The sequence below is a fragment of the Nocardioides sp. NPDC057577 genome (assembly GCF_042801335.1).
Classification (GTDB): Bacteria; Actinomycetota; Actinomycetes; order Propionibacteriales; family Nocardioidaceae; genus Nocardioides.
On the sequence record NZ_JBHVGB010000085.1, the window covers coordinates 1 to 23,845 of the forward strand.

General features: G+C 69.5%; 22 protein-coding genes. 11 read left to right on the top strand and 11 right to left on the bottom strand.

Translation table 11 applies throughout. The features are described 5' to 3' along the window. Positions 1 to 35: 35 nt before the first annotated feature. Genes map through ACFU7D_RS17145 form a run of 3 tightly spaced genes read right to left on the bottom strand, consistent with a single transcriptional unit; the run spans position 36 to position 2,531 of the window. A complete protein-coding gene (gene map / locus ACFU7D_RS17135; RefSeq protein ID WP_378728011.1) occupies positions 36 to 803 on the bottom strand; it encodes a type I methionyl aminopeptidase in 768 nt (255 codons plus the stop codon). 37 nt (positions 804 to 840) lie between these two features. After that, complete coding sequence (locus tag ACFU7D_RS17140; protein WP_378869143.1) at positions 841 to 2,091, bottom strand: RNA polymerase sigma factor; 1,251 nt, start codon at positions 2,089 to 2,091, stop codon at positions 841 to 843. Next, positions 2,088 to 2,531: a YciI family protein gene (locus ACFU7D_RS17145; RefSeq protein WP_378728009.1), complete on the bottom strand. Its 444-nt coding sequence runs from the start codon at positions 2,529 to 2,531 to the stop codon at positions 2,088 to 2,090. The genes ACFU7D_RS17140 and ACFU7D_RS17145 overlap by 4 nt, the downstream gene beginning before the upstream one ends. Positions 2,532 to 2,645: 114 nt before the next feature. Here ACFU7D_RS17145 and ACFU7D_RS17150 point away from each other — a divergent pair, with 114 nt between their 5' ends. After that, positions 2,646 to 3,413, top strand: a complete 768-nt coding sequence (locus ACFU7D_RS17150; RefSeq protein ID WP_378869145.1) for a GNAT family N-acetyltransferase — start codon at positions 2,646 to 2,648, stop codon at positions 3,411 to 3,413. Here ACFU7D_RS17150 and ACFU7D_RS17155 read toward each other — a convergent pair whose 3' ends face one another. Then, the gene (locus ACFU7D_RS17155; RefSeq protein WP_378869148.1) at positions 3,414 to 4,355 is read right to left on the bottom strand and encodes a D-2-hydroxyacid dehydrogenase family protein; all 942 of its coding nucleotides are present in this window, start codon (positions 4,353 to 4,355) and stop codon (positions 3,414 to 3,416) included. Positions 4,356 to 4,402: 47 nt separating this feature from the next. On the opposite strand from ACFU7D_RS17155, the gene ACFU7D_RS17160 reads away from it, so the two are divergent. Together ACFU7D_RS17160 and ACFU7D_RS17165 are read left to right on the top strand one after the other, a co-directional pair. Then, positions 4,403 to 5,086: a ClpP family protease gene (locus tag ACFU7D_RS17160; protein ID WP_378728036.1), complete on the top strand. Its 684-nt coding sequence runs from the start codon at positions 4,403 to 4,405 to the stop codon at positions 5,084 to 5,086. Next, on the top strand, positions 5,083 to 5,688 hold the full coding sequence (locus ACFU7D_RS17165) for a ClpP family protease (protein ID WP_378728006.1): 606 nt from the start codon (positions 5,083 to 5,085) through the stop codon (positions 5,686 to 5,688). The genes ACFU7D_RS17160 and ACFU7D_RS17165 overlap by 4 nt, the downstream gene beginning before the upstream one ends. 3 nt (positions 5,689 to 5,691) lie before the next feature. Here the strand turns inward: ACFU7D_RS17165 and ACFU7D_RS17170 are convergent, their stop codons facing one another. The 3 genes from ACFU7D_RS17170 to ACFU7D_RS17180 form a co-directional block, all read right to left on the bottom strand. Continuing rightward, positions 5,692 to 6,012 (bottom strand): helix-turn-helix domain-containing protein, encoded by a 321-nt coding sequence (locus ACFU7D_RS17170; protein WP_378728005.1) that lies wholly within the window; start codon positions 6,010 to 6,012, stop codon positions 5,692 to 5,694. A 328-nt stretch (positions 6,013 to 6,340) separates the two neighbouring features. After that, positions 6,341 to 6,556, bottom strand: a complete 216-nt coding sequence (locus tag ACFU7D_RS17175) for a hypothetical protein (protein ID WP_378869151.1) — start codon at positions 6,554 to 6,556, stop codon at positions 6,341 to 6,343. Beyond that, positions 6,557 to 6,736: a hypothetical protein gene (locus tag ACFU7D_RS17180; RefSeq protein WP_378728003.1), complete on the bottom strand. Its 180-nt coding sequence runs from the start codon at positions 6,734 to 6,736 to the stop codon at positions 6,557 to 6,559. It abuts the gene before it with no gap. A gap of 116 nt (positions 6,737 to 6,852) precedes the next feature. Here ACFU7D_RS17180 and ACFU7D_RS17185 point away from each other — a divergent pair, with 116 nt between their 5' ends. Then, positions 6,853 to 7,332, top strand: coding sequence for a hypothetical protein (locus ACFU7D_RS17185; protein WP_378869153.1), 480 nt, complete (start codon positions 6,853 to 6,855; stop codon positions 7,330 to 7,332). Here ACFU7D_RS17185 and ACFU7D_RS17190 read toward each other — a convergent pair whose 3' ends face one another. Continuing rightward, the gene (locus ACFU7D_RS17190) at positions 7,333 to 8,016 is read right to left on the bottom strand and encodes an MBL fold metallo-hydrolase (protein ID WP_378869156.1); all 684 of its coding nucleotides are present in this window, start codon (positions 8,014 to 8,016) and stop codon (positions 7,333 to 7,335) included. A 149-nt stretch (positions 8,017 to 8,165) separates the two neighbouring features. Here ACFU7D_RS17190 and uvrA point away from each other — a divergent pair, with 149 nt between their 5' ends. Both uvrA and ACFU7D_RS17200 read left to right on the top strand, forming a co-directional pair. Then, positions 8,166 to 11,120, top strand: coding sequence for an excinuclease ABC subunit UvrA (gene uvrA, locus ACFU7D_RS17195; RefSeq protein ID WP_378869158.1), 2,955 nt, complete (start codon positions 8,166 to 8,168; stop codon positions 11,118 to 11,120). 75 nt (positions 11,121 to 11,195) lie between these two features. Next, positions 11,196 to 11,618: a Rieske (2Fe-2S) protein gene (locus ACFU7D_RS17200; RefSeq protein ID WP_378869161.1), complete on the top strand. Its 423-nt coding sequence runs from the start codon at positions 11,196 to 11,198 to the stop codon at positions 11,616 to 11,618. Positions 11,619 to 11,675: 57 nt separating this feature from the next. On the opposite strand, the gene ACFU7D_RS17205 is transcribed toward ACFU7D_RS17200, so the two are convergent. Then, complete coding sequence (locus ACFU7D_RS17205; protein ID WP_378869164.1) at positions 11,676 to 12,959, bottom strand: pyridine nucleotide-disulfide oxidoreductase; 1,284 nt, start codon at positions 12,957 to 12,959, stop codon at positions 11,676 to 11,678. A gap of 61 nt (positions 12,960 to 13,020) precedes the next feature. Continuing rightward, a complete protein-coding gene (locus tag ACFU7D_RS17210) occupies positions 13,021 to 14,055 on the bottom strand; it encodes a LacI family DNA-binding transcriptional regulator (RefSeq protein ID WP_378869167.1) in 1,035 nt (344 codons plus the stop codon). A 178-nt stretch (positions 14,056 to 14,233) separates the two neighbouring features. On the opposite strand from ACFU7D_RS17210, the gene ACFU7D_RS17215 reads away from it, so the two are divergent. The 4 genes from ACFU7D_RS17215 (at position 14,234) to yvcK (ending at position 22,147) form a co-directional block, all read left to right on the top strand. After that, positions 14,234 to 18,214, top strand: coding sequence for a GH92 family glycosyl hydrolase (locus ACFU7D_RS17215; RefSeq protein WP_378869170.1), 3,981 nt, complete (start codon positions 14,234 to 14,236; stop codon positions 18,212 to 18,214). A gap of 103 nt (positions 18,215 to 18,317) precedes the next feature. Further along, the gene (gene uvrC, locus ACFU7D_RS17220; RefSeq protein ID WP_378869173.1) at positions 18,318 to 20,294 is read left to right on the top strand and encodes an excinuclease ABC subunit UvrC; all 1,977 of its coding nucleotides are present in this window, start codon (positions 18,318 to 18,320) and stop codon (positions 20,292 to 20,294) included. 3 nt (positions 20,295 to 20,297) lie between these two features. Continuing rightward, positions 20,298 to 21,164, top strand: coding sequence for an RNase adapter RapZ (gene rapZ / locus ACFU7D_RS17225; RefSeq protein WP_091041005.1), 867 nt, complete (start codon positions 20,298 to 20,300; stop codon positions 21,162 to 21,164). Between the two features lie 2 nt (positions 21,165 to 21,166). Further along, positions 21,167 to 22,147: a uridine diphosphate-N-acetylglucosamine-binding protein YvcK gene (gene yvcK, locus ACFU7D_RS17230; RefSeq protein WP_378869177.1), complete on the top strand. Its 981-nt coding sequence runs from the start codon at positions 21,167 to 21,169 to the stop codon at positions 22,145 to 22,147. Positions 22,148 to 22,191: 44 nt separating this feature from the next. Here yvcK and ACFU7D_RS17235 read toward each other — a convergent pair whose 3' ends face one another. After that, entirely contained in the window at positions 22,192 to 22,629 is a 438-nt protein-coding gene (locus ACFU7D_RS17235) for a hypothetical protein (protein WP_378869180.1), read from the bottom strand. 179 nt (positions 22,630 to 22,808) lie between these two features. Here ACFU7D_RS17235 and whiA point away from each other — a divergent pair, with 179 nt between their 5' ends. Beyond that, a complete protein-coding gene (whiA, locus tag ACFU7D_RS17240) occupies positions 22,809 to 23,795 on the top strand; it encodes a DNA-binding protein WhiA (RefSeq protein WP_183545525.1) in 987 nt (328 codons plus the stop codon). The last annotated feature ends 50 nt before the right edge of the window (positions 23,796 to 23,845 follow it).

The following is a 23,845-nucleotide window of genomic DNA, read 5'->3' on the forward strand; positions in this document are numbered from 1 at the left end:
CCCGTCACGGGAGCGGGGGCGCCGTCGTTCGTACGTCAGTCGCGGGCCGTCAAGATGAGGGGCCCGTCCTCGGTGATCGCGACGGTGTGCTCCATGTGAGCGCCGCGGGAGCCGTCGGCGCTGCGCAGGGTCCAGCCGTCGGGGTCGGTGAAGATCTCGTCGGTGGTGTGCAGGAACCACGGCTCGATCGCGATGACGAGGCCGGGCTGCAGCTTGAAGCCGCGGCCGGGGCGGCCGTCGTTGGCGATGTGCGGGTCGCCGTGCATGGTGCGGCCGACGCCGTGGCCGCCGAACTGGGTGTTGATCTTGAGGCCCTTCGCGCGGGCGACGCCGGCGATCGCGTGGGAGATGTCACCGACCTTGTTGCCGACGCGTGCGGCGTCGATGCCCGCGGCGAGTGCCTGGGTGGTGGTCTCGATCAGGTCGAGGTCCTCCTGGCGGGGCGTACCGACGACGACGGAGAGGGCCGAGTCGGAGACCCAGCCGTCGACGCTGGCGGCGAAGTCGACGCTGAGCAGGTCGCCGTCGGCCAGTGTGTAGTCGAAGGGCAGGCCGTGCAGCACACCGTCGTTGACCGAGGTGCAGAGCACCTTCCCGAACGGCATCGCACCGAAGCTCGGGTGGTAGTCGATGTAGCAGGACTCCGCGCCGCGGTCCTTGATCATCTTGTGCGCCAGCTCGTCGAGCTCGAGCAGGTTCACACCCACGGCGGCGTGCTCGCGGAGTGCGGTCAGGACGTCGGCCACGAATCGGCCGGCGGGCTTCATCTGCTCGATCTGGGTCGGGGTGCGCAGTTCGATCACAGGCACAGCGTAGCCTGAGAACGGTTCTCAGTAGAACTCAGCAGCGTGCGTCACGTAGCGCGGCCGCCTTCGAGGTCAGGAAACGGCGCTCGGCGAGGTTGGTGGCCCGCGCCGAGGCCAGATCGTAGGCAGTGGCCGCACCGTCGAGATCACCGGCGAGCTCCAGCAGGTGGGCGCGTACCGCAGGAACCCGAGGATGGCCGGCGAAGTCGTCGGGGGAGTCGCGCAGGAGCTCGTCGAGCAGTGCGAGGGCGGGGCCCGGGCCGTCGGCGTACCCGACCGCGACGGCCTTGTTGAGCGTCACGATCGGCCCGGGCGCGACCTTCTCCAGCAACCCGTAGAGCGCGGTGATCTGCAGCCAGTCGGTCTCCTCCGCGGTGGGCGCGCGATTGTGGAGCGCGGCGATGGCGGCCTGGATCTGGTAGGTGCCCGGCCGACCGGTGCCGATGACGGCGTCGACCAGCGCAACCCCCTCGCGAGTGGCCTCGTGGCGCCACAGGCTCCGGTCCTGGTCGGCCAGCGGCACCACCGCACCGTGCGCGTCGATCCGAGCGGGGCGGCGAGCGTCGAGCAGCAGCATCAGCGCGAGCAGACCGCCGAGCTCGCCGTGGGCGGTCCCTGTCATCCGGGCGAGCGCGGTGCGGGCGAGACGGGTCAACCGGATCGCCTCGGCACACAGGTCGACACGTTGGAGGTGGTCGCCCTCGGACGCGACGTACCCCTCGTTGAAGAGCAGGTAGAGCACCTTCAGCATCGCGGGGATCCGGGCGGCGAGGTCGGCGGCGCCGTCGATCCCGAGCGAGCGGCCCTTGATCGTCGACTTCGCCCGGGAGATCCGCTGCGCCATCGTCTTCTCCGGGACGAGGTAGGCGCTCGCGATCTCCCGGGTGGTGAGCCCGCCGACCGCTCGCAGCGTCAGCGCCACCGCCGAGGCCGGGGTGAGGCTGGGATGGCAGCAGAGCAGGAGTACGTCGAGGGAGTCGTCCACTTCTGAGGTCTCCCGCCCCTCCGGCTCGGCGAGATGGTCGGCGTGCTCGCGGTCGCGACGACGCGACTCGCTGCGCTTGGCGTCGACGAGGCGGCGCATCGCGGTCGTGATCAGCCAGCCGCGAGGCTGCTCCGGAACACCTCGTTCCGGCCAGGTGCGTAGCGCCTCGACCAGAGCCTCCTGGACCGCGTCCTCGGCGGCGTAGAAGTCGCCGCTGCGCCGGGTGACGACGGCGACGACCTGCGGCGTGAGGTCACGCAGGAGGTCGTCGGGCAGGTCGTACGCCGTCGCCTCGGTCACTCGATGCTCGCCTCGCCGAAGGCGATGGTGTCGTCGACCGATGAGCCGTCGGTGCCGTGGTACATCCGGCGCACCTGGATCGGCTGCTGGATCGCCAGCCCGCCGGGGCCGGGCGCGGCGGAGTAGAGCCCGGCGATCTCCAGGGCACGCTCCTCGGTCTCGGCGTCGACGATCATGTAGCCGGCGACCCACTCCTTGAACTCCTGGAACGGTCCGTCGGTGACGGTCTTGTCGGTGCCGTCCGAGGTCACCACGAACGCCTGGTCCGGCGGCGTCAGCGCCTCGACGTGGACCAGCTCGCCGGACTCGGTCAGGGCCTTGTTGAGCGCCTCGTAGTAGCTCATGTGGCCCTGCACCTCCTCCGGCTTCCACCCGGCCATCCCGCCGGGAGTCTCGTCGGTGCCGCCTTGGTAGTCGAGGATCATCAGGTAGCGAGGCATGTCCTCACCCTTCCACTTCGGGCGCTCCTTGTAAGCGCCATTCACGAGGGGAACGGAGCCGGCGGCCGTATAACTACATGCTTCGGCGTACGACTTCGGCGTAGATTCCTGGCCGTGCTGAAGGCCTATGACGAGCAGTTGCGAACCGATGCCGAGACCACTGGGGCGATGTCGGTGACCCGGCACGGACCGCTTCGCCTCGCGACCTTCGACGGCGGACGAGGATTCATCTCCTACCAGGACCTCGACGGGTCCGACGCAGCCGGGATCGAGGAGCTGGTCGCCGCGGCGGTGGCGCACTTCGACGCCGACCCGGCGATCACGGAGGTCGAGTGGAAGACCCGCGGCCACGACCACGCCCCGGGCCTTCACGACGCGCTGGCGCGTCACGGCTTCGCGCCCGATGAGCCGGAGTCGATCATGGTCGGCGAGGCCCGGCTGCTGGCCGTCGACGTCCCGCTGCCCGACGGAGTCGGTCTGCGCACGATCACCAGCGAGCAGGACGTACGTGCCGCCAGCATCATGCAGGACGGGGTCTTCGGCTCACCGGCCTCGGAGGCTCGGGTCGCGAGCCAGCTGCGTGGGATCGCGGCGGGGGAGAGCGAGATGTGGGTCGCGGAGGCGGACGGCGAGGTCCTGAGTGCCGGCCGGATCGACATGGTGCCGGGAACGGAGTTCGCCGGCATCTGGGGCGGAGCGACGCTGGAGAAGTGGCGCGGCCGCGGCATCTACCGCGCCCTCACCGCCGCCCGCGCCCGCACCGCCATCGACCGGGGCAAGCGCTACATCCACAGCGACTCCACCGAGTTCTCCCGGCCGATCCTCGAGCGCTCGGGGCTGGTCAGGGTCGGCACCACGACGCCCTACGTCCGGCGCGGCTGATCAGTTCGGTGGCGCGAGCCGGCGGATCGGGTCGCCGGCCAGCCAGGCGGCGATGTCCTCGACGGCGCCACCGTAGAAGCGGCGGTAGTTGTCCTCGGTGACGTAGCCGAGGTGCGGCGTCGCGACCACGTTCGGGAGATGGCGCAGCACGTCGTCGGCGGGCAGGGGCTCGACGTCGTAGACGTCCAGGCCCGCTCCGGCGATGGTGCCGGAGCCGAGGTGGGCGACCAGCGCCTGGGTGTCGACCAGCCCGGCGCGCGAGGTGTTGACCAGGTGTGCGGTCGGCTTCATCGAGGCCAGGTCGGCGTGGCCGACGATGTGTCGCGTGGTCTCCGACAGGACGAGATGGAGCGAGACGATGTCGCTGGTCTCGAAGAGTGCGTGCTTCTCGACGGCGCGCACCCCGAGCGGCTCGGCGCGCTCGGCGGTGAGGTGGGGGCTCCAGGCGATCACGTCCATCCCGAACGCCTGGCCGACGGCCGCGACCCGAGCGCCGATCTTGCCGAGCCCGAGCAGGCCGAGGGTCCGACCGTGCAGGTCGCTCCCGACGCTCTGCTGCCAGGCGTGGCCGGTCGCCTCGGTCACGATGTGGCGGGTCAGCGCGTGGATGAGCGCCCAGGTCAGCTCGACCGGCGGGTGCGGGCTCGACGGGGTGCCGCACACCGTGACCCCCAGCCGGGCCGCTGCGGCGAGGTCGATCGAGGCGTTGCGCATCCCGGTCGTGACCAGCAGCTTCAGCTTCGGCAGTCGTTCCAGGACGGTCGCCGGGAACGGCGTACGCTCCCGCATCGCCACCACGATCTCGGCGCCGCGGAGCGCCCGGACGAGGGCGTCCGGCGCGAGATGCTCGCTCAGCGAGGTCACCTTGACGCCTTCGAGGGAGTCCCACGCGGCGTACGTCTGGGCCACGTCCTGGTAGTCGTCGAGAATCACGCAGCGCACGACGGCAACCTATCGGGTCCGTGTGCTTCTGCTCTGGGCAGATCTGCCTGCGGCAGATTCGCTGGTACGCGGCGGGGGAGTCCTTCAGAGTCGAAGACATGACCCAGACACCCATCTCGGCCGGGCCGCTCGACGAGCAGCTCACGGCGCGACTGCAGAACCAGAGGATCATCGTGCTCGGCCAGGAGGTGGACGACGCGATCGCCAACCGGATCTGCGCGCAGCTGCTCCTGCTCAGTGCCGAGGACCCGCACCGCGACATCTCTCTCTACATCAACTCACCCGGCGGCTCGGTGACCGCCGGGATGGCGATCTACGACGTGATGCACCTGATCCCCAACGACGTCTCCACGCTGGGGATGGGGATGGCGGCGAGCATGGGACAGTTCCTGCTCACCGCGGGCACGCCGGGGAAGCGCTACGTCCTGCCGCACACCGAGGTCCTGCTGCACAAGGGGTCCGCGGGGATCGGCGGCTCGGCGGCCGACATCGAGGTGCAGGCCGCGCGGCTGGCGCGGATGACCGAGCAGATGCTCCGGATTACCGCCGCCCACACCGGCCAGAGCGTCGAGCAGATCGACCAGGACTCGCTGCGCGACCGGTGGTTCACCGCCGAGGAGGCGCGCGAGTACGGGTTCGTCGACGAGGTGCTCAACGACGTGCAGTCGGTGACGCCGGTGCAGCAGCGCAGCGCCGCCTTCGGTCTCACCGCAGCCGGGGGTGCCCGATGAGCTCCTACACGATCCCGTCGGTGATCGAGAAGACCCCGCGTGGCGAGCGCGCACTCGATGTCTACAGTCGCCTGCTCTCGGACCGGATCGTCTATCTCGGTACGCCGATCGACGACGGTGTCGCCAACGTGGTGATCGCGCAGCTGATCCACCTGGAGTCGGACGCTCCGGACACCCAGATCGAGCTCTACCTCAACTCTCCGGGCGGCGACCCGACGGCGATGTTCGGCATCTACGACACGATGCAGTTCCTACGGTCGCCGGTCGCGACCACCTGCGTGGGCCAGGCGGCCGGTTCCGCCGCGGTGCTGCTGGCCGCGGGGGAGCCGGGGCGGCGTACGGTCCTCCCGCACGCGCGGGTCGTGCTGCAGCAGCCGGGCCAGGACGGTCAGCGGGGCGATGTCACCGACCTGCAGGTCGCGGCGAAGGAGATCGGCCGGGTGCGAGCCGAGATGGACGCGCTGCTGGCCCGCCACACCGGGCGCAGTGTCGAGGAGATCCACGCGGACACCGAGCGCGACCACGTCCTCGGAGCCGAGGAGGCGGTGGCGTACGGGCTGGCGGATGCGGTGCTGGAGAGCCGCAAGCTCACCTCCGTCTGAGGGTCAGGCGGCGAGAGCCAGGGGGCCGGAGGGGCGGGCGCCCGCGCGCAGGGTGCGGGTGACCCGCTCGGTGATGTCCACGAGGCCGAGGCCCAGCGCGCCGCCGACGGCCTCGAGCACCTCCGAGCTGGGCTCCTTGCGGCCGCGCTCGATCTCGGAGAGGTATTGCGTCGATACCCCGGCGTCGCCGGCGACGTCAGCGAGCGTGCGCTCCTGGCGCGCCCGCTCGCCGCGGATCACCTGGCCGGCGGCCTCGCGCCACAGCGGCGCCGGCTTGTCGGCGTCCGGCAGCGGATGGCCGGGAAATCTGATTACTTCACCCATGCCAACACACTAGCGCCGCGTGCGAGGGCGGTGTCGGCCGTTCGCGGCGGGCGAAAACACGCCTTACCTGGGGTTATATCGGTCGGACGATAGATGGTGAGGACTTGCCAAGGACGTTCGACACTCCGATAGTGGTCGCACAGTTTCGATCTTTGTAGGTCTACTGTGCACGACCAGAGAACTTGTCGAGTCGTTGGTATCACGGGGGAATCGTGTTGCATCGCAAGCAGATCGCCTTGGCTGGAATGGCAACGGGACTGGCCATGACGAGCATCGGGATTGGTGGCCTGATCGTCGGCAACGCCGGAGCGGAAGAGCCAGGACACAGCTACGCCACGGATGAGAACGGGGTCAGCCTGATCTCGCCGGTCTCGCCGGTGGCGCCGCTGGAGAAGTCGTCCTCGACGCCGTCGCAGGCTGGTCCGCCCAGCCCGTTGGGTCCGGAGAGCAAGGATCCTGAGGTCGCCGAGCCGGTCCCGGCGAGCCCGCGGTCGGTCGAGGAGTCGGCCGGCGGGTCGGTGTCCCCGGTCCCGGCGCGTCCCACTCAGGTGCCGTCTGAGCCGAGGCCGACGGGTAGGCCGACCGAGTCGCCGAGCGAGCCCGGCCAGTCGCCGAGCGAGAGCCCCAGCGACCCCAGCGAGTCGCCGAGCGACCCCAGCGAGTCGCCGAGCGACCCGACCGAGTCGCCGAGCGAGCCCAGCGAGTCGCCGAGCGAGAGCCCCACCGACTGACTCGGGCTCCCTAGCGCCGGTCTCGATGCCCCCGGGTGGGTAACGCTCGAGGCTGCGCTGCCCTACGCTGTGCGCCACACCACGCGCGGGGCGGGTACAGGGAGTCGAGTTGCAGAGCAAGCAGGTCGCCGTCGCAGGCATCCTGACCGGCGCGGTCATGACCGGTCTCGGGGTGGTCGTCCTTCTCGCCGGCCTGGCGGAGGCCGAGCGTCCCGATCCCGACCCGGCCACGGGTGTCGAGGACGTGGGGAACGCCTATCCCGACGTGGATCCGTTGCCGCCACTGCCTGGCTCGAAGCCGTCGAAGGAGCCCTCCGACGGCAGTGCGGCCCGTCCGCATGGCGCGGCGACCGATCCTGACGGGGCGACCTACGGACCCAGGAAGTCCGACACGTCGGCAACTGCCGACCCGGACCGACCGATCCCGTCGCGTGAACCGGACGAGCCCGCCGGGACCGGTGGCTCGACGCCCACCTCCGGGCCCACGCGTACGGCAGAACCGGAGCCGACCGCCGAGCCGACCGAGTCGGCCGATCCGACCACGGATCCGACGCCGACGGAGACCGCGACCCCGCCTACGGAGCCGTAGTCACCAACCCCGCTCGCGCCACTCGGCGAGATGTCCACGCTCGGCACCGAGCGTGGAGTCGTCGCCGTGGCCCGGGTAGAACCAGGTCTCGTCGGGGAGGGTGCCGAAGATCCGCTCCTCGACATCGTCGAGCAGCTGGGTGAAACGTACGGGATCCTGCTGCGTGTTTCCGACGCCTCCCGGGAAGAGGCTGTCGCCGGTCCACAGGTGGGGCGTGCCCTCGGGGTCGCGGTAGACGAGAGCGACCGATCCGGGCGTGTGCCCGCGCAGCGCGATCACCTCGAGGGTGCAGTCGCCGACGGTGACGGTGTCTCCGTGGGAGAGCGGGCGCGAGACGGGTACGCCGGTGGCCTCCGTGATCGCGGCGGCATCGGGCTCGCCGGCGAGCGTGGCGGCTCCGGTCGCGGCGACGACCTCTGCCAGGGCTCGGTGGTGGTCCCAGTGCTGGTGGGTGGTGACGACGGTGGCCAGCTCGTCACCGATGAGGGGGAGCAGGGTCTCGGGCTCGGCCGCGGCGTCGATGAGAAGCTGCTCGCCGGTCGTTCGGCAGCGCAGCAGGTAGCAGTTGTTGGACATCTGCGCGTCGACGGCGACCTTCGTGACGGTCAGCCGACCGAGCTCGCGTACGTCGGCCGGGCCGCCCGGTTTCACCGCGCCTGTATAAGTGGTAGGGGCATCGCTCATACGCCTATGCAAGCACGTCGGACACGGCCAGAAGTAAAATGTCGGTGCTCCGTGAGAGGGTGCCGTCTGGGAGTCTTCCCAGCGTCGTATGATGCGAACATCTGTTCGACGCGGTAGCGCGATGCGATAGCACTGGACGAGGAAAGAACGTGGCGGAGCAGCAGCTGATCATCCGGGGTGCCCGGGAGCACAACCTGAAGGACGTCTCCCTCGACCTGCCTCGGGACTCGATGATCGTGTTCACCGGCCTGTCCGGAAGCGGGAAGTCGAGCCTCGCGTTCGACACCATCTTCGCGGAGGGCCAGCGTCGCTACGTCGAGTCGCTGTCGGCCTACGCCCGACAGTTCCTCGGTCAGATGGACAAGCCCGACGTCGACTTCATCGAGGGGCTCTCCCCGGCGGTGTCGATCGACCAGAAGTCGACCTCGAAGAACCCGCGCTCGACGGTCGGCACCATCACCGAGGTCTACGACTACCTGCGTCTGCTCTACGCCCGGGCAGGGCGGCCGCACTGCCCGACCTGTGGCGCCCCGATCGAGCGGCAGACGCCGCAGCAGATCGTCGACCACGTGCTCGCGCTGGAGGAGGGGCGCCGCTTCCAGGTGCTGAGCCCGGTGATCCGGGCCCGCAAGGGGGAGTACGTCGAGCTCTTCAGCCAGCTGCAGCAGCAGGGCTACTCCCGGGTGCGCGTCGACGGCGAGACCCACCAGCTCGACGCGCCGCCGAAGCTGGAGAAGCAGAAGAAGCACACCATCGAGGTGGTCATCGACCGGCTCGCGGTCAAGGAGTCCTCCAAGCGGCGGCTGACCGACTCGGTCGAGACCGCGCTGGAGCTGGCTGGCGGCCTGGTCGTTTTCGACTTCGTCGACAGTGGCGAGCAGATGAAGTTCTCCGAGCGGATGTCGTGCCCCAACGACCACCTGCTCGACACCGACGAGCTCGAGCCGCGGTCGTTCTCGTTCAACTCGCCCTTCGGTGCCTGCCCGGCCTGCACCGGCCTCGGCACCCGGATGGAGGTCGACCCGGAGCTGGTCGTCCCCAACCCGGCAGCCACGCTCGCCGAGGGCGCGCTGCAGCCCTGGTCCCAGGCCCACGTCGCCGAATACTTCCTGCGCCTCCTGGAGGCTCTCGGCGGTGAGCTCGGCTTCGACCTCGACACCCCGTGGGACGCGATCCCGACCGCCGGTCAGAAGGCGATCCTCGACGGTCACGGACGCAAGGTGCACGTGGTCTCGGTCAACCGCTACGGCCGGCGCCGCTCCTACGACGCCGAGTTCGAGGGCGTACGCCGGTGGGTGGAGCGACGCCACAAGGAGGCCGAGTCCGACACCACCCGGGAGCGCTTCGAGGGCTACATGCGCCAGGTGCCGTGCCCGACCTGCAAGGGCACCCGGCTCAAGCCGGTCTCGACCTCGGTGACGCTGGGGGAGCGGAGTGAGGGCGGTCTCAACATCGCCGAGCTGTGTGCGCTGCCGATCAACGAGGCCGCCGAGTGGCTCGACCAGGTCGAGCTCAGCGGCCGGGAGCGGCAGATCGCCGAGCAGGTGCTCAAGGAGATCCAGGCGCGGCTGCGCTTCCTCCTCGACGTGGGCCTCGACTACCTCTCCCTGGAGCGGCCCTCGGGCTCGCTCTCCGGCGGTGAGGCCCAGCGGATCCGGCTGGCGACCCAGATCGGGTCCGGTCTGGTCGGCGTCCTCTACGTGCTGGACGAGCCCTCCATCGGCCTCCACCAGCGCGACAACCACCGGCTGATCGAGACCCTCGAGCGGCTCAAGCGGCTCGGCAACACTCTGATCGTCGTCGAGCACGACGAGGACACCATCAAGGTCGCCGACTGGGTCGTCGACATCGGCCCCGGGGCCGGTGAGCACGGCGGTCAGGTGATCCACTCCGGCACGGTCTCCGAGCTGCTCGCCAACGAGCAGTCGGTGACCGGGCAGTATCTGGCCGGCCGCCGCGAGATCGCCGTCCCTGCCGTACGCCGCCCACGCACCGCCGGGCGCGAGCTGACCGTCCACGGTGCCAAGGAGAACAACCTCAAGGACATCGACGTCACCTTCCCGCTGGGGCTCTTCCTCGCGGTCACCGGCGTCTCCGGCTCGGGCAAGTCGACGCTCGTCAACGACATCCTCTACACCGCGCTGGCCAAGGAGTTCTACCGCGCCCGCACCGTTCCGGGCCGGCACACCAAGATCTCCGGCCTGGACAACGTCGACAAGGTGATCCACGTCGACCAGTCCCCGATCGGGCGCACACCGCGGTCCAACCCGGCCACCTACACCGGCGTCTTCGACCACATCCGCAAGCTCTTCGCCTCCACCCCGGAGGCCAAGATGCGGGGCTACCTGCAGGGCCGGTTCTCGTTCAACGTCAAGGGCGGCCGCTGCGAGGCCTGCTCGGGTGACGGCACGATCAAGATCGAGATGAACTTCCTGCCCGACGTCTACGTCCCGTGCGAGGTCTGCCACGGCGCGCGCTACAACCGCGAGACGCTCGAGGTGCACTACAAGGGCAAGTCGATCGCCGAGGTGCTCGACATGCCGATCGAGGAGGCGGTGGAGTTCTTCGCCGCGGTGCCCGCGATCGCGCGTCACATGAAGACCCTGGTCGAGGTCGGCCTGGGGTACGTGCGGCTGGGGCAGCCCGCGACCACCCTGTCCGGTGGTGAGGCGCAGCGCGTCAAGCTCTCCGCCGAGCTGCAGAAGCGCTCGACCGGCAAGACGCTCTACGTCCTCGACGAGCCCACCACCGGCCTCCACTTCGAGGACATCCGCAAGCTCATCGGGGTGCTCTCCTCGCTGGTCGACAAGGGCAACACGGTGCTGGTCATCGAGCACAACCTCGACGTGATCAAGACCGCCGACTGGATCATCGACATGGGTCCGGAGGGCGGCAACCGCGGTGGCACGGTGATCGCCGAAGGCACTCCCGAGACCGTCGCCGCGACCCCGGGCAGCCACACCGGTGGCTTCCTCGCGCCACTGCTCGACGGCAAGGCCGCCGAGCAGCCGCCGGACAAGCCGGTGAAGGCGAAGGCGGAGCCGGCCAAGAAGACGGCGGCCAAGAAGAAGCCGGCGACGCGGAAGAAGGTCAGCGCCTCCTGACCCGAGATCGAGATTTGCCTGAAGGTTTGCGCTCGGCGGGCGACGTGCGAGGTCGGCGTGCCTATTCTGGGCGTCATGAGTGAATCTCGAATCACCCGCCGGAAGGTCGTAGGCGGGGCCGCGGTCACGGTCGTCGGTGTCCCGCTCCTCGCAGCGTGCGGCGGCAGCGACTCCGGCGGGACCGGTGGCGGCGACTCCGGGTCGACTGGTGACGGCCCGCTCGTCGCGACGAGCGAGGTCCCGGTCGGCGGCGGAGTGATCGTCGCCGACCGCAACCTGGTGGCCACCCAGCCGACCGAGGGCACGTTCAAGGTCTTCTCCGCGATCTGCACCCACCGCAGCTGCCCGGTCACGAAGGTCGCCGGCGGCACCATCGACTGCCCGTGCCACGGCAGCCGGTTCTCGATCAAGGACGGCTCGGTGACCCAGGGCCCGGCGACGAGTCCGCTGGAGGAGGTCGCCTTCGAGGTGACCGACGGAGAGATCGTCCCCAGCTGAGAGGTCGCCCGCGCGAGCCGAGACGTCGCTCCGGTCGGCCGAGGCTCCTCGGGAGGCTCAGGTGCGCGCGAGGGCCTGAGCCCGCCACAGCTCGTCGCGCGGGGAGCGACGCCGGTCGAGGCGGGCATCGAGCAGCACCCGGGCCTCGTCCCAGCGGTCGGCGCGGAGCAGGGCGGCGATGCGGGCGTCCTCGATGATCTCGCGCTGTGCGTCGGAGCCGCCGAGGCGACGGATCGAGGGCGCGAGCACCGCGAGCCGGTCGGCGGCGGCAGAGTTCTCGTCGCGGGCCATCAGCCCGAGCGCTTCGGCCAGCGGAGAGACGACGGTGGCCATGGTCGGATGTACGTGTCCGGCGGCCCACGACCTCAGGTCGTCGAGTGCACCGGCGTCGCCGGTGGCGAGGTGAGTGACCGCGGTGTGCATGGCCAGGAACGGGGTGGCGGGCCGGATCATCGTCTCGCGGCCGGTGACGCGTACGACCTCGGCGATATCGGGCACGTCGCGGGCGCCCGGCGTGAGCGCCCACCGGAAGAGCAGCGAGCCGGAGTCGACCAGCGCCCGGCAGCCCAGCGCGTGCCCGGGCTGAAGCTGGGTCTCATAGCGGCGGCGTACGGCTTCCAGGTCGCCGAGGGACAGCTCGTGCAGCGCGGCGTGCCAGGAGAAGTGGGAGAGCGAGTCGATCTGGGCGCCGTCGCCGAGCACCCACGAGGACATCCAGGTGAGTCCGGCCTCGTGGTCGCCGGTCTCGTAGTGGGCGTGTGCACGGGCGTGGGCGGAGTGACCGGCGCCGGGCTCCACCGCGAGCGACGCACAGGAGAGCGACATCGCGTCGTCGAAGCGGCGCTGCTCCTGGCGTACGAAAGCGAGCAGACCGGCGAACCACCAGTCGGTGCCGTAGGCGGGCCTGGCGCGTTCGACGATCGCCCACGCCTCCTCGGGCACCTCGGTGGCCCCGGCGAAGGCGATGGTCGGCACCGCGGTCGAGAGCAGCAGAGCGTCTCGCGGGAAGGCCGCAAGGTGGTCGATCAGCGGCCGCGGGTTGCCGCCGATGTGGGCATCGACCGCGTGGACGTGGCTGCGCTCGCGCTCGGTCGCCCGTCGGGCGTGCAGCCGAGCCTGCTTCAGGCGAGCGCCGACGTCGACGGGCGCGCACATCTCGTGGCCGAGCAGCGCCAGCGCGGCGTGTCCGAGCGCGAACGTCGGGTCGAGGACGATCGATGCCGCGAAGGAGGCAAGCGCGCCGTCCCGTAGACGAAGCACATCGAGCAGCCCCTGGGAGTAGGCCAGGGCAGCTTCGTCACTGGTGGTCAGCGCGTATCCGTAGCGGTCACGACAAGGCACATAACCATACTAGACCACTAGACTTTAAAACCTAGGTCCGGCGCGGCCGATTTCCCCAGACTCAGGGAGCCGGGAGCTCGCCGGAGCCTCGTGGAATCAGTCGAGCGCCGATGGTGACGGTCTGGGGTGGGCCCTCGGTGTCGCCGGCGATGCGCTGGAAGAGGAGTCGCGCGGCGGCCGCGCCCATGGCACCCGGGTCCTGTGCGACGACGGTGAGCCCTGGCTGGAGAAGATCACCGAGCTCGACGTCGTCGAACCCGACCAGGGCCAGTCGCGTCGAGCGTCGGGCGAGCTCGCGAAGCACGCTGACGGTGGTGCGGCTGTTGCCGCACAGCAGTGCCGTCGCCGGTGTCGGCGCGTCGAGCAGCCGGTCCAGCGTGTCGGCGGTCGACGCGGGGGAAGGGGGTGCCTGCGTGACGAGATCGTCGGAGAAGGGGATCCCGGCGGCCTCGAGCGCCTCGCGATAGCCGCGTAGACGCTCACCGGCGGTATAGATCTCGGGTGCGTCGCCGATGAAGCCGATGCGGCGATGTCCGTGGGAGAGCAGATGCTCCACGCCGCGCCGGCTGCCACCGCGGTTGTCGGTGAGGATCATGTCGGCCTCGATGTCGCCGGGCGGGCGGTCGACGAACACGACCGGGATGCCGGCCCGCATCTCGGGGAGGAGGTAGGAGTGGCTGGTGCCGGCCGGCACGACGATCAGTCCGTCGACGCGCCGCTCGCAGAAGGCGAGGGCGAGCTCGCGCTCCCGGTCGGCGTCCTCGGCCGAGGAGCCGGCGAAGACCATCGTGCCGTGCTCCCGGGCCACCTCCTCGACCGCGCGGGACAGGATCGAGTAGAACGGGTCGGCGACATCCTCGAGCAGCAGCCCGACAGTGCCTGACCGTCCCTGCCGGAGATCGCGGGCGCTGGCGTTGCGACGGAACCCGAGTTCGGCGATCGACTCGAGCACGGCCGCGCGCAGGTCGTCGTTGACGTTCGACTCGCCGTTGACCACCCGCGAGACGGTCTTCAGGCTTACGCCGGCCGCAGCCGCGACGTCCTTCATGGTCGGTCGGCGCTGCTGGCGGGTCTGCTCGGACGAGGGTGATGCCACGTGCTCAGCGTAGACGTCGATCCGAGCGCGACAACGATGTCTCGATTCTTCCCGTGTGTCGGCACAGAGAGCCGGGATTCCACGGCGTGTGCGCGTAAATCCTTCCCAAACGTCGTTGACAACGTTGTCATCTCACGGTTCCATCTGGGATGGCCCCCATGTGAAGGAGATCACACCGATGCATCGTTGGGACGTACCACGCAGAACGAGAGGCCGGGCCCGCCTGGCCGCGATGATCGCCGCGACGGCGACGCTGATGGTCGCGATGAGCGGCACCGCACCCGCGCTCGCGACGCCGGAGGCACCTGAGCCCTCGGCTCCGAAGAGCGACACCGCCGACCCCCAGCGGGCCGCCGAGGGCGGTGACTGGGCGACCTCGTTCGAGGAGGACGATCCGCAGCCCACCTGGGCCGACCTCGTCGACACCGATGACGACGGCGGTCCTCGCACCGCGGGCGTCACCGGCCCGGACCCGTTCGGCATCCCCGGGGACATCTCCGAGCACATCACCGGCGTCAGCGCCAGCGGCGAGAACACCGGCTCGGGCGAGGGGGCTGCGGAGCTCGTCGACGGCGACATCAACACCAAGTGGCTCACCTTCGCGACCACCGGCTGGGTGCAGATCGAGCTCGACCAGCCCGTCAGCGTCGTGAAGTACGCCCTGACCTCGGCCAACGACGCCGCCGAGCGCGACCCCAAGGACTGGGTGGTCCAGGGGTCCACCGACGGTCAGGCCTGGACCACCGTCGACACCCGCACCCGCCAGTCCTGGGGCGAGCGCTTCCAGACGCGAGAGTTCGAGATCGCGTCGCCGCAGGCGTACTCCCACTACCGCATCGACATCTCCGCCAACCAGAGCGGCGGCCTCATCCAGCTCGCCGAGTGGCAGCTCTCCGACGGCTCCGAGCCCCCGCCGCCGCTGAAGAACATGACCAGCCACCCCGACGACGGCCCCGCCTCGGCGTACGCCGCGAAGTCGAAGGTCGGCTTCACCGGCGTGCACGCCTTCGAGTACGCCGGCAAGATCACCGCCGACAAGGGCCACTCGTACAACCGCGTCTTCGACGTGGACATCCCGGTCGGAAAGCAGACCGAGCTGTCCTACCTGGTCTTCCCGGAGTTCATCGAGGGTGACCTGAGCTACCCGAGCACCTACACGGCCGTGGACCTGGCCTTCACCGACGGCACCCTGCTCTCGGAGCTGGGCGCGCTCGACGCGCAGGGCTACGTACTGTCCCCGGAGGGCCAGGGCGAGTCGAAGTCGCTCTACACCAACCAGTGGAACAAGAAGACCTCCGTCATCGGCGAGGTCGCGGCCGGAAAGACGATCGACCGGATCCTGGTCGCCGTCGATGCCCCGAGCGGCCCGACGAAGTTCCGTGGCTGGTACGACGACATCGAGATCACCGCGTCCCCGGAGACGCCGGAGGTGGCCAGCCGCGTCGACTACGCCGTCACCACCCGCGGCACCCAGTCGAGCGGCAGCTTCTCGCGAGGCAACAACATCCCGGCGACAGCGGTCCCGCACGGCTTCAACTTCTGGGCGCCGATGACCAACGCGGGCTCGCTGTCGTGGTTCTACCGCTACCACCAGGACAACGACGCTCAGAACCGGACCAGCCTGCAGGCGCTGACGCTGAGCCACGAGACCAGCCCGTGGATGGGCGACCGGCAGACGTTCCAGGTGATGCCGTCGGCCGCCGAGGGCACCCCCGACCCGGGCCGCAACGCGCGCAGGCTCACCTTCGAGCACGCCAACGAGACCGCGCGGCCCTACTACTACAAGGTCGACTTCGACAACGGTCAGCGAGCCGAGATCGCACCGACCGACCACGCGGCGATGTTCCGGTTCACCTACCCCGGCGACTCCGCGAAACTCGTGTTCGACAACGTCAACAACGACGGCGGGCTGACGCTCGACCCGGCGGCCGGGACCCTGCAGGGCTTCACCGACACCCGCAGCGGGCTGTCGAACGGCGCCACCCGGATGTACGTCTACGCGACCTTCGACCAGCCCGTCACCGGCGGCGGCAAGTACGCCACCGGCGAGCGCCCGAACGTACAGGGTCACCTCGAGTTCGACGCCGGTGCGGACAGGACGGTGACGATGCGCATCGCCACCAGCCTGATCGGCGTAGACCAGGCCCGGAAGAACCTGGAGCTCGAGATCGCCGACGATGACTTCGAGGCGGTCAAGGACGACGCCAAGGCGCTGTGGCAGGACAAGCTCGACGTCCTCGACATCCAGGGTGCGACCAAGGACCAGAAGACGACCGTCTACTCCAACCTCGCTCGGCTCTTCCTCTACCCCAACTCGGGCCACGAGAACACCGGCACCGCCGACGAACCGGTCTGGAAGCACGCCGTCCAGTCGACATCCGGTGACACCAACCCGCCGGGCACCACGCCCACCCACACCGGCGCCGACATCGTGGATGGCAAGGTCTACGTGAACAACGGCTTCTGGGACACCTACCGCACCACCTGGGCGGCCTACTCGCTCCTGGAGCCGAGCCAGGCGGCCGAGATGGTCAACGGCTTCGTGCAGCAGTACAAGGACAACGGCTGGATCTCGCGCTGGTCCTCGCCGGGCTACGCCAACCTGATGACCGGGACCAGCTCGGACGTCTCCTTCGCCGATGCGTACGTCAAGGGAGTGAAGGGCATCGACGCGGAGGCCGCCTATGCGGCCGCCGTGAAGAACGCCACGGTCCGGCCCCCGGGGTCCGCGACCAACTCGAACGTCGGCCGCAAGGGCATGCAGACCTCGGTGTTCCTCGGTTACACGCCCGCGGCCGTGAGCGAGGGCGTCTCCTGGGGACTCGAGGGCTACATCAACGACTACGGCATCGGAAACATGGCCGCGAAGCTCGCCCGGCGCGACGGGATCTCTCGCGCCGAGAGGAAGCGGCTGAAGGAGGAGTCGGAGTACTTCCTCGGCCGGGCCCGCAACTACGTCAACACGTTCGACACCAAGGTGGGCTTCTTCCAGGGCCGCAACGCCGACGGCACCTTCAAGAAGTCGCCGGCGGACTACAACCCGCTGGTGTGGGGCAGCGACCACGACTACACCGAGACCAACGGGTGGAACTTCGCGTTCCACACCCCGCAGGACGGCCAGGGCCTGGCCAACCTCTACGGCGGTCGCGGCGGGCTCGCGAAGAAGCTGGACACCTTCTTCTCCACGCCGGAGACGGGGGAGTACCCGGGCTCCTACGGCGGCATCATCCACGAGATCCGTGAGGCCCGTGACGTACGCATGGGGCAGTGGGGCTTCTCCAACCAGGTCAGCCACCACATCCCGTGGATGTACAGCTACACCGGCCAACCCTGGAAGACGCAGGAGATCGCCCGCGAGACGCTGCGCCGGATGTACACCGGCTCCGAGATCGGGCAGGGCTATGCCGGTGACGAGGACAACGGTGAGACCTCGGCGTGGTACCTCTTCGCCTCCCTGGGCCTCTACCCGCTCCAGATGGGCAGCGAGAACCTCGTGCTCGGCTCGCCGCAGTTCACCAAGGCCACCCTCCACCTCGAGGGCGGCAAGGACCTGGTGATCAAGGCACCGAAGAACAGCAACAGGAACATCTACGTCCAGGGCGTCAAGATCGACGGCAAGAGGTGGGACAAGACGTACGTCTCCCACCAGGAGCTCGCCGACGGCGGCACCATCGAGTTCGACATGGGCTCGAAGCCGTCCCGCTGGGGCACCTCGCCCAGCGCCGTCCCGCCGTCGCTGACCACCGGATCGGAGCCGGCCACGCCTCTCGCCGACAAGTCCGGTGCCGGCAAGGGCACCGTGTCGGCCAGCGGCAGCGACGGCGAGACGCTGGTCGACAACGACTCCGGGACGCAGACGACCGTGGCCGGTGACGGGTGGGTGGAGTACCAGTTCTCGGGGACCAAGGTGCCGGTATCCTTCTACACTCTCACCAACGGCGCCGAAGGTGGCTCGCCGAGCGGCTGGGTCGTCAAGGGCTCCGACGACGGCACCGACTGGAAGGTCCTCGACCGGCGCTCGGGTGAGAAGTTCGACTGGCAGCAGGCCACCCGGCCGTTCAAGCTCGAGTCGGCGTCGAAGTTCAGCCGCATCCGGATCGAGTTCACCGGCTCGGCCGACGAGCAGATCACGCTCTCGGAGGTGGAGCTGCTGGGCTGACGCCTTCGTGACGGACGCGACGATGCCCGGCCGGGCCACTCGGCCGGGCATCGCCCGTCCTGCCTGCGACGAGACTGTCGGTGCCCGCTACTAGGGTTGGAACGTGCCCGATCCGCAGAGCTATCGCCCCAAAGCTGGAGACATCCCCACCCAGCCCGGGGTCTACCGGTTCCGCGACCCCAAGGGGCGGGTGATCTATGTCGGCAAGGCGATCAACCTGCGTCAGCGGCTCGCGAACTACTTCCAGCCGATCCCGTCGCTGCACCCACGCACGGCGACCATGGTCACCACCGCGGCCAGTGTCGAGTGGACCGTGGTCAACAACGACATCGAGGCGCTCCAGCTCGAATACACCTGGATCAAGGAGTTCGACCCGCGGTTCAACGTCAAATACCGCGACGACAAGTCCTACCCGTGGCTCGCGGTCACCGTCTCCGAGGACTTCCCGCGGGTCATGGTCGGCCGCGGCGCCAAGCGCAAGGGCACCCGCTACTTCGGCCCCTACGGCCACGCCTGGGCGATCCGCGAGACCGTCGACATCCTGCTGCGCGTCTTCCCCATGCGGAGCTGCTCCAACGGCGTCTTCAAGCGCTCCCAGCAGATCGGCCGCCCCTGCCTGCTCGGCTACATCGACAAGTGCACCGCGCCCTGCGTCGGCAACATCTCCGCCGAGGAGCACCGCGAGATCGTCGACGACTTCTGCGACTTCATGGCCGGTCACACCTCGACCTTCACCAAGCGGATCGAGAAGGAGATGTACGCCGCCTCCGAGGCCCTCGACTTCGAGAAGGCCGCGCGGCTGCGTGACGACCTCGCCGCGATGCAGCGTGCCCTGGAGAAGCAGGCCGTGGTGCTCGGCGACGGCGCGGACGCCGACGTGATCGCCCTGGCCGAGGACCCGCTCGAGGTCGGCGTCCAGATCTTCTACGTACGCGGCGGCCGCATCAAGGGCCAGCGCGGCTGGGTCGCGGACCGGATGGACGACGCCGACACCGCCGGCCTGGTCGAGCACTTCCTGCTCCAGCTCTACGCCGGCGAAGACGCCGAGGCCATCCCGCGCGAGATCCTGGTCCCCGCGCTGCCGCCGGAGCACGAGACCTTCGAGGAGCTCCTCTCCGACGTGCGCAGGGCGAAGGTCCGGATCCGGGTCCCGCAGCGGGGCGACAAGAAGACGCTCCAGGAGACCGTGGAGAACAACGCCAAGCAGGCCCTCGCGCTCCACAAGACCAAGCGCGCCAGCGACCTGACCACCCGCAACCGGGCGCTGGAGGAGATCCAGGAGGCGCTCGAGCTCGACGAGGTGCCGCTGCGGATCGAGTGCTACGACATCTCCCACCTGCAGGGCACCGAGATCGTGGCCAGCATGGTGGTCTTCGAGGACGGGCTGGCCCGCAAGTCGGAGTATCGCCGCTTCATCATCAAGGGCCAGGACGGCTCCGACGACGTCAAGGCGATGCACGAGGTGATCACCCGGCGGTTCAAGCGGCTGCTCGACGAGCAGTCGACATCGATCGTGTCGACCGAGGTGGAGGGAGCCAACGGGCCGATGCTGGTCGACCCGGAGACCGGTCGGCCGCGCAAGTTCGCCTATGCCCCCGGACTAGTCGTCGTCGACGGCGGTGCGCCCCAGGTGGCCGCGGCTCAGCGTGCTCTGGTCGAGCTCGGGATCAATGACATCCCGGTGGTCGGCCTGGCCAAACGGCTGGAGGAGGTCTGGGTGCCCGAGGAGGAGGACCCGGTCATCCTTCCACGCAGCTCGGAGGGCCTCTACCTGCTGCAGCGGGTCCGCGACGAGGCGCACCGGTTCGCGATCACGCACCACCGCGGACGACGCAGCAAGTCGATGGTGGAGAGCCTGCTCGATGACGTACCCGGTCTCGGCGAGGTGCGCCGCAAGACGCTGATGAAGCACTTCGGCTCTCTCAAGAAGCTCCGGGCGGCGACCGTCGATGAGATCGCCCAGGTGCCCGGCATCGGCCCCGCGACCGCGACATCGATCAAGACCGCTGTGGAGCAGACGGCGAAGAATGGCAAGGTTAGCGCCATCAACGTCACCACCGGCGAGATCATCGAGGAGTAGGTCATGCACAAGGGGGAGGTCGTCGTCATCACCGGCATGACCGGTGCCGGGCGGAGCACCGCCGCCAAGGAGCTGGAGGATCTCGGCTACTACGTCGTCGACAACCTGCCGCCGAGCCTGCTCCCGCAGGTGGTCGAGCGGGTCGACGCGGCCCGCGGCCCGGAGCAGCCGGTGGCGGTCGTGACCGACGTACGTTCGGGGTCCTTCTTCGCCGAGCTCGAGGAGATCGTGGCGAAGGGAGCCACGGGACGGCGTACGACCCTGGTCTTCCTCGACGCCGCCGACGACACCCTGGTCCGCCGGCAGGAGGCCGCTCGGCGTCCGCACCCGATGCAGCGGGGCAACGAGCGGCTGCTGGACGCGCTCGAGCGGGAGCGGGTCGTGCTGGCCAACCTGCGTGGCGCCGCCGACCTGGTCATCGACACGACCCAGCTCAACGTGCACCAGCTCACCGCGCGGATCGCGGAGGCGTTCGGCACCCCGGAACGTACGACGCTGAAGGTGTCGGTGGTGAGCTTCGGGTTCAAGTACGGCATCCCGGTCGACGCCGACTTCATGGCCGACATGCGTTTCCTGCCCAACCCGCACTGGGTGCCCGAGCTCAAGGACGGCAACGGACGCGACAACCCCGACGTCGCCGCCTACGTCTACTCGCGCCCTGGTGCGGAGGAGTTCCTGAGCGGGTATGTTCCGGTGCTCATCGGAGTGACCAAGGGCTACCTCCACGAAGGAAAGAGGTTCATGCGCGTGGCGATCGGGTGCACGGGTGGCAAGCACCGCAGCGTGGCGATGGCGGAGGAGATCTCCAGGCGGCTGCGAGATGCGGGCCTGGATGCGAAGGCGATCCACCGAGACCTCGGGCGGGAGTGAGAGTGGCCGGGGCCGACCGACCCGGGGCAGATGCCCAGGCCGTCGTCGCCCTGGGGGGAGGGCACGGACTGCATGCGTCGCTGAGCGCGCTGCGGCTGCTCGTCGACGACCTGACCGTCGACCAGCTCACCGCGATCGTCACGGTCGCCGACAACGGCGGCTCGAGCGGTCGGCTGCGGCGGGAGTTCGGCGTGCTCCCGCCGGGCGACCTGCGGATGGCGCTCGCCGCGCTGTGCGGCGCGGACCGCTGGGACGACACCTGGGCGAAGGTGCTGCAGCACCGCTTCGCCGGCGAGGGCGAGATGCGTGGCCACAACCTCGGCAACCTGCTGATCGTGGGGCTGTGGGAGCAGCTCGGTGACCACGTCGAGGCCCTCGACTGGGTCGGCCGGCTGCTGGGGGCCAAGGGCCGCGTCCTGCCGATGGCACTGGTGCCGATGGACATCGTCGCCGACGTACGCGGCCTGGTGCCCGGGTCTCCCGCGGCCCTCACCTCGGTGCAGGGCCAGGTCGAGGTCGCCAGCACCGACGGGATCATCGAATCGATCCGGCTGATCCCGGACAACCCTCCCGCCGCCCCCGACGCGGTCAAGGCGATCCAGGACGCGGAGTGGGTCTTCCTCGGGCCCGGCTCCTGGTTCACCTCGGTGCTACCGCACCTGATGGTCCGCGCTCTGCGCGAGGCCCTGGCCGCCACCTCCGCGAAGATCGTCGTCGTGCTCAACCTCGGTGAGCAGCCGGGGGAGACGACCGGCTTCGGCCCCGCCGAGCACCTCTCGGTCCTCCTCGAGCACGCCCCCGACCTCCGCATCCACACCGTCCTCGTCGACTCCTCCCTCGACGGGCTCGACGAGCTGTCGCGGGTGGCCGAGAAGAGCGGTGCGCGAGTCGAGGTCGCGGACGTAGCTGTCGACGACGGGACCCCTCGTCACGACCCGGAGCGGCTCGCCGCGGCGTACGCGAGGGTGATCGGGGCGGGTTAGTGCAGCCGGTGCGAGCCGGAGGGTGTCACCCTGAGCGGGCGGGGTCAGGTCGACTGCGGCTCGGCGTGATCGTGTCCTTCCCCGGGCTCTGGATCGGACTGGCGGCGCAGACGAACCACTTCCCGGATGCCGAGGATCAGTAGGGTCGTACCGAAGGCGCAGACCGTGCCTGCGTCCAGTCGGTATCCCCAGTCCGGCGTACCGAGCCGCGTCTCCATGGGCGGCGCCCCGTCCTGGAAGGTCACGACCCCAAGGCCCAGATTCAGGATGGCGAGAACGGCATACGCGCCCGCGTCCCACCAGCTGGCGGACCCTGTTGGCCAACGTACGTGTCTGATGATCACCCACACGCAGAGGCTGAGCAGAAACGCTTGGATCCCGGTGTAGGCCCAGTTCGACCAGTCTCCGTCGGACGTCGCCAACGCTGAGGTGAAGGTGCCGAACGGACTGGGGCTGCAGCAGATGGTGAGGATGACCAGCATCGCGAAAGGCCGGGAATCGTCGCTGGGGACCGGTTTCGCGTCTGGCACGACGTGGAAACTAGAGGACGGGGCGAACGCCTGTCGTCGAATCGGCAGAATCGTCCTCGCACTGCCCCAGACTGAGTGATCTGACGTGGAACCGATTCGAGGGTCGTTGACATCAATGAAAGACTCTCGCCATGGCGATGACGGGACAGGTGAAGGCCGAGCTGGCCTCCACTCAGATCACCAAGACATGCTGCCGCAAGGCAGAGGTTGCCTCGACGTTGAGGTTCGCTGGGGGGATCCACATCGTGGCCGGCAGGATCGTGGTCGAGGCTGAGCTCGACACCGGTCTGGCCGCCAGGAGACTGAAGCGAGACATCGCCGACGTCTTCGGTCACGAGGCAGAGGTGGCTCTCATCCAGGCGAGCGGGCTTCGTAAGGGCAGCCGCTACATCGTGCGTGTGGTCAAGGACGGTGAGGCGCTGGCGCGCCAGACCGGCCTTCTCGACCAGCGCGGACGGCCGGTGCGGGGTCTTCCGCCTGCCGTCGTCTCAGGCGGGGCCTGCGACGCGGTGGCCGCCTGGCGCGGTGCCTTCCTGGCCCACGGCTCGCTCACCGAGCCGGGCCGCTCCTCCTCGATGGAGGTGACCTGCCCGGGCTCGGAGTCGGCGCTGGCGCTGGTCGGCGTCGCTCGTCGGATCGGCATCTCCGCGAAGCCTCGTGAGGTACGCGGCGTGGACCGCGTCGTCATCCGCGACGGAGACGCGATCGGTCAGCTGCTGACCCGCCTGGGCGCCCACGAGTCGCTGATGGCCTGGGAGGAGCGCCGGATGCGCCGCGAGGTCCGCGCCACCGCCAACCGGCTGGCCAACTTCGACGACGCCAACCTGCGCCGATCGGCCCGTGCGGCCGTCGCCGCCGGGGCCCGCGTCGAGCGTGCCCTGGAGATCCTCGGCGAGGAGATTCCCGACCACCTGCGTCAGGCCGGCAAGCTCCGTCTGGAGCACAAGCAGGCCTCCCTCGAGGAGCTCGGACAGCTCCACGACCCGGTGCTGACCAAGGACGCCATCGCCGGCCGCATCCGCCGTCTGCTGGCGATGGCCGACAAGCGGGCCGAGGAGCTCGGCATCCCTGACACCGAGGCATCGCTGACCGCGGAGATGCTGGCCGAGGACGCCTGAGGCACCTCCAGATTCCGGAAATCGGCCCGAGCCCCTCGACTGATCGAGGG

Bases quoted from the DNA above. Each gene is read 5' to 3' on its own strand.
- rapZ (WP_091041005.1), top strand. From the start codon at position 20,298: ATGCACAAGGGGGAGGTCGTCGTCATCACCGGCATGACCGGTGCCGGG.
- ACFU7D_RS17215 (WP_378869170.1), top strand. From the start codon at position 14,234: ATGCATCGTTGGGACGTACCACGCAGAACGAGAGGCCGGGCCCGCCTG.
- ACFU7D_RS17165 (WP_378728006.1), top strand. From the start codon at position 5,083: ATGAGCTCCTACACGATCCCGTCGGTGATCGAGAAGACCCCGCGTGGC.
- whiA (WP_183545525.1), top strand. From the start codon at position 22,809: ATGGCGATGACGGGACAGGTGAAGGCCGAGCTGGCCTCCACTCAGATC.
- ACFU7D_RS17190 (WP_378869156.1), bottom strand. From the start codon at position 8,016: ATGAGCGATGCCCCTACCACTTATACAGGCGCGGTGAAACCGGGCGGC.
- ACFU7D_RS17170 (WP_378728005.1), bottom strand. From the start codon at position 6,012: ATGGGTGAAGTAATCAGATTTCCCGGCCATCCGCTGCCGGACGCCGAC.
- ACFU7D_RS17200 (WP_378869161.1), top strand. From the start codon at position 11,196: ATGAGTGAATCTCGAATCACCCGCCGGAAGGTCGTAGGCGGGGCCGCG.
- ACFU7D_RS17235 (WP_378869180.1), bottom strand. From the start codon at position 22,629: ATGCTGGTCATCCTCACCATCTGCTGCAGCCCCAGTCCGTTCGGCACC.
- ACFU7D_RS17145 (WP_378728009.1), bottom strand. From the start codon at position 2,531: ATGCCTCGCTACCTGATGATCCTCGACTACCAAGGCGGCACCGACGAG.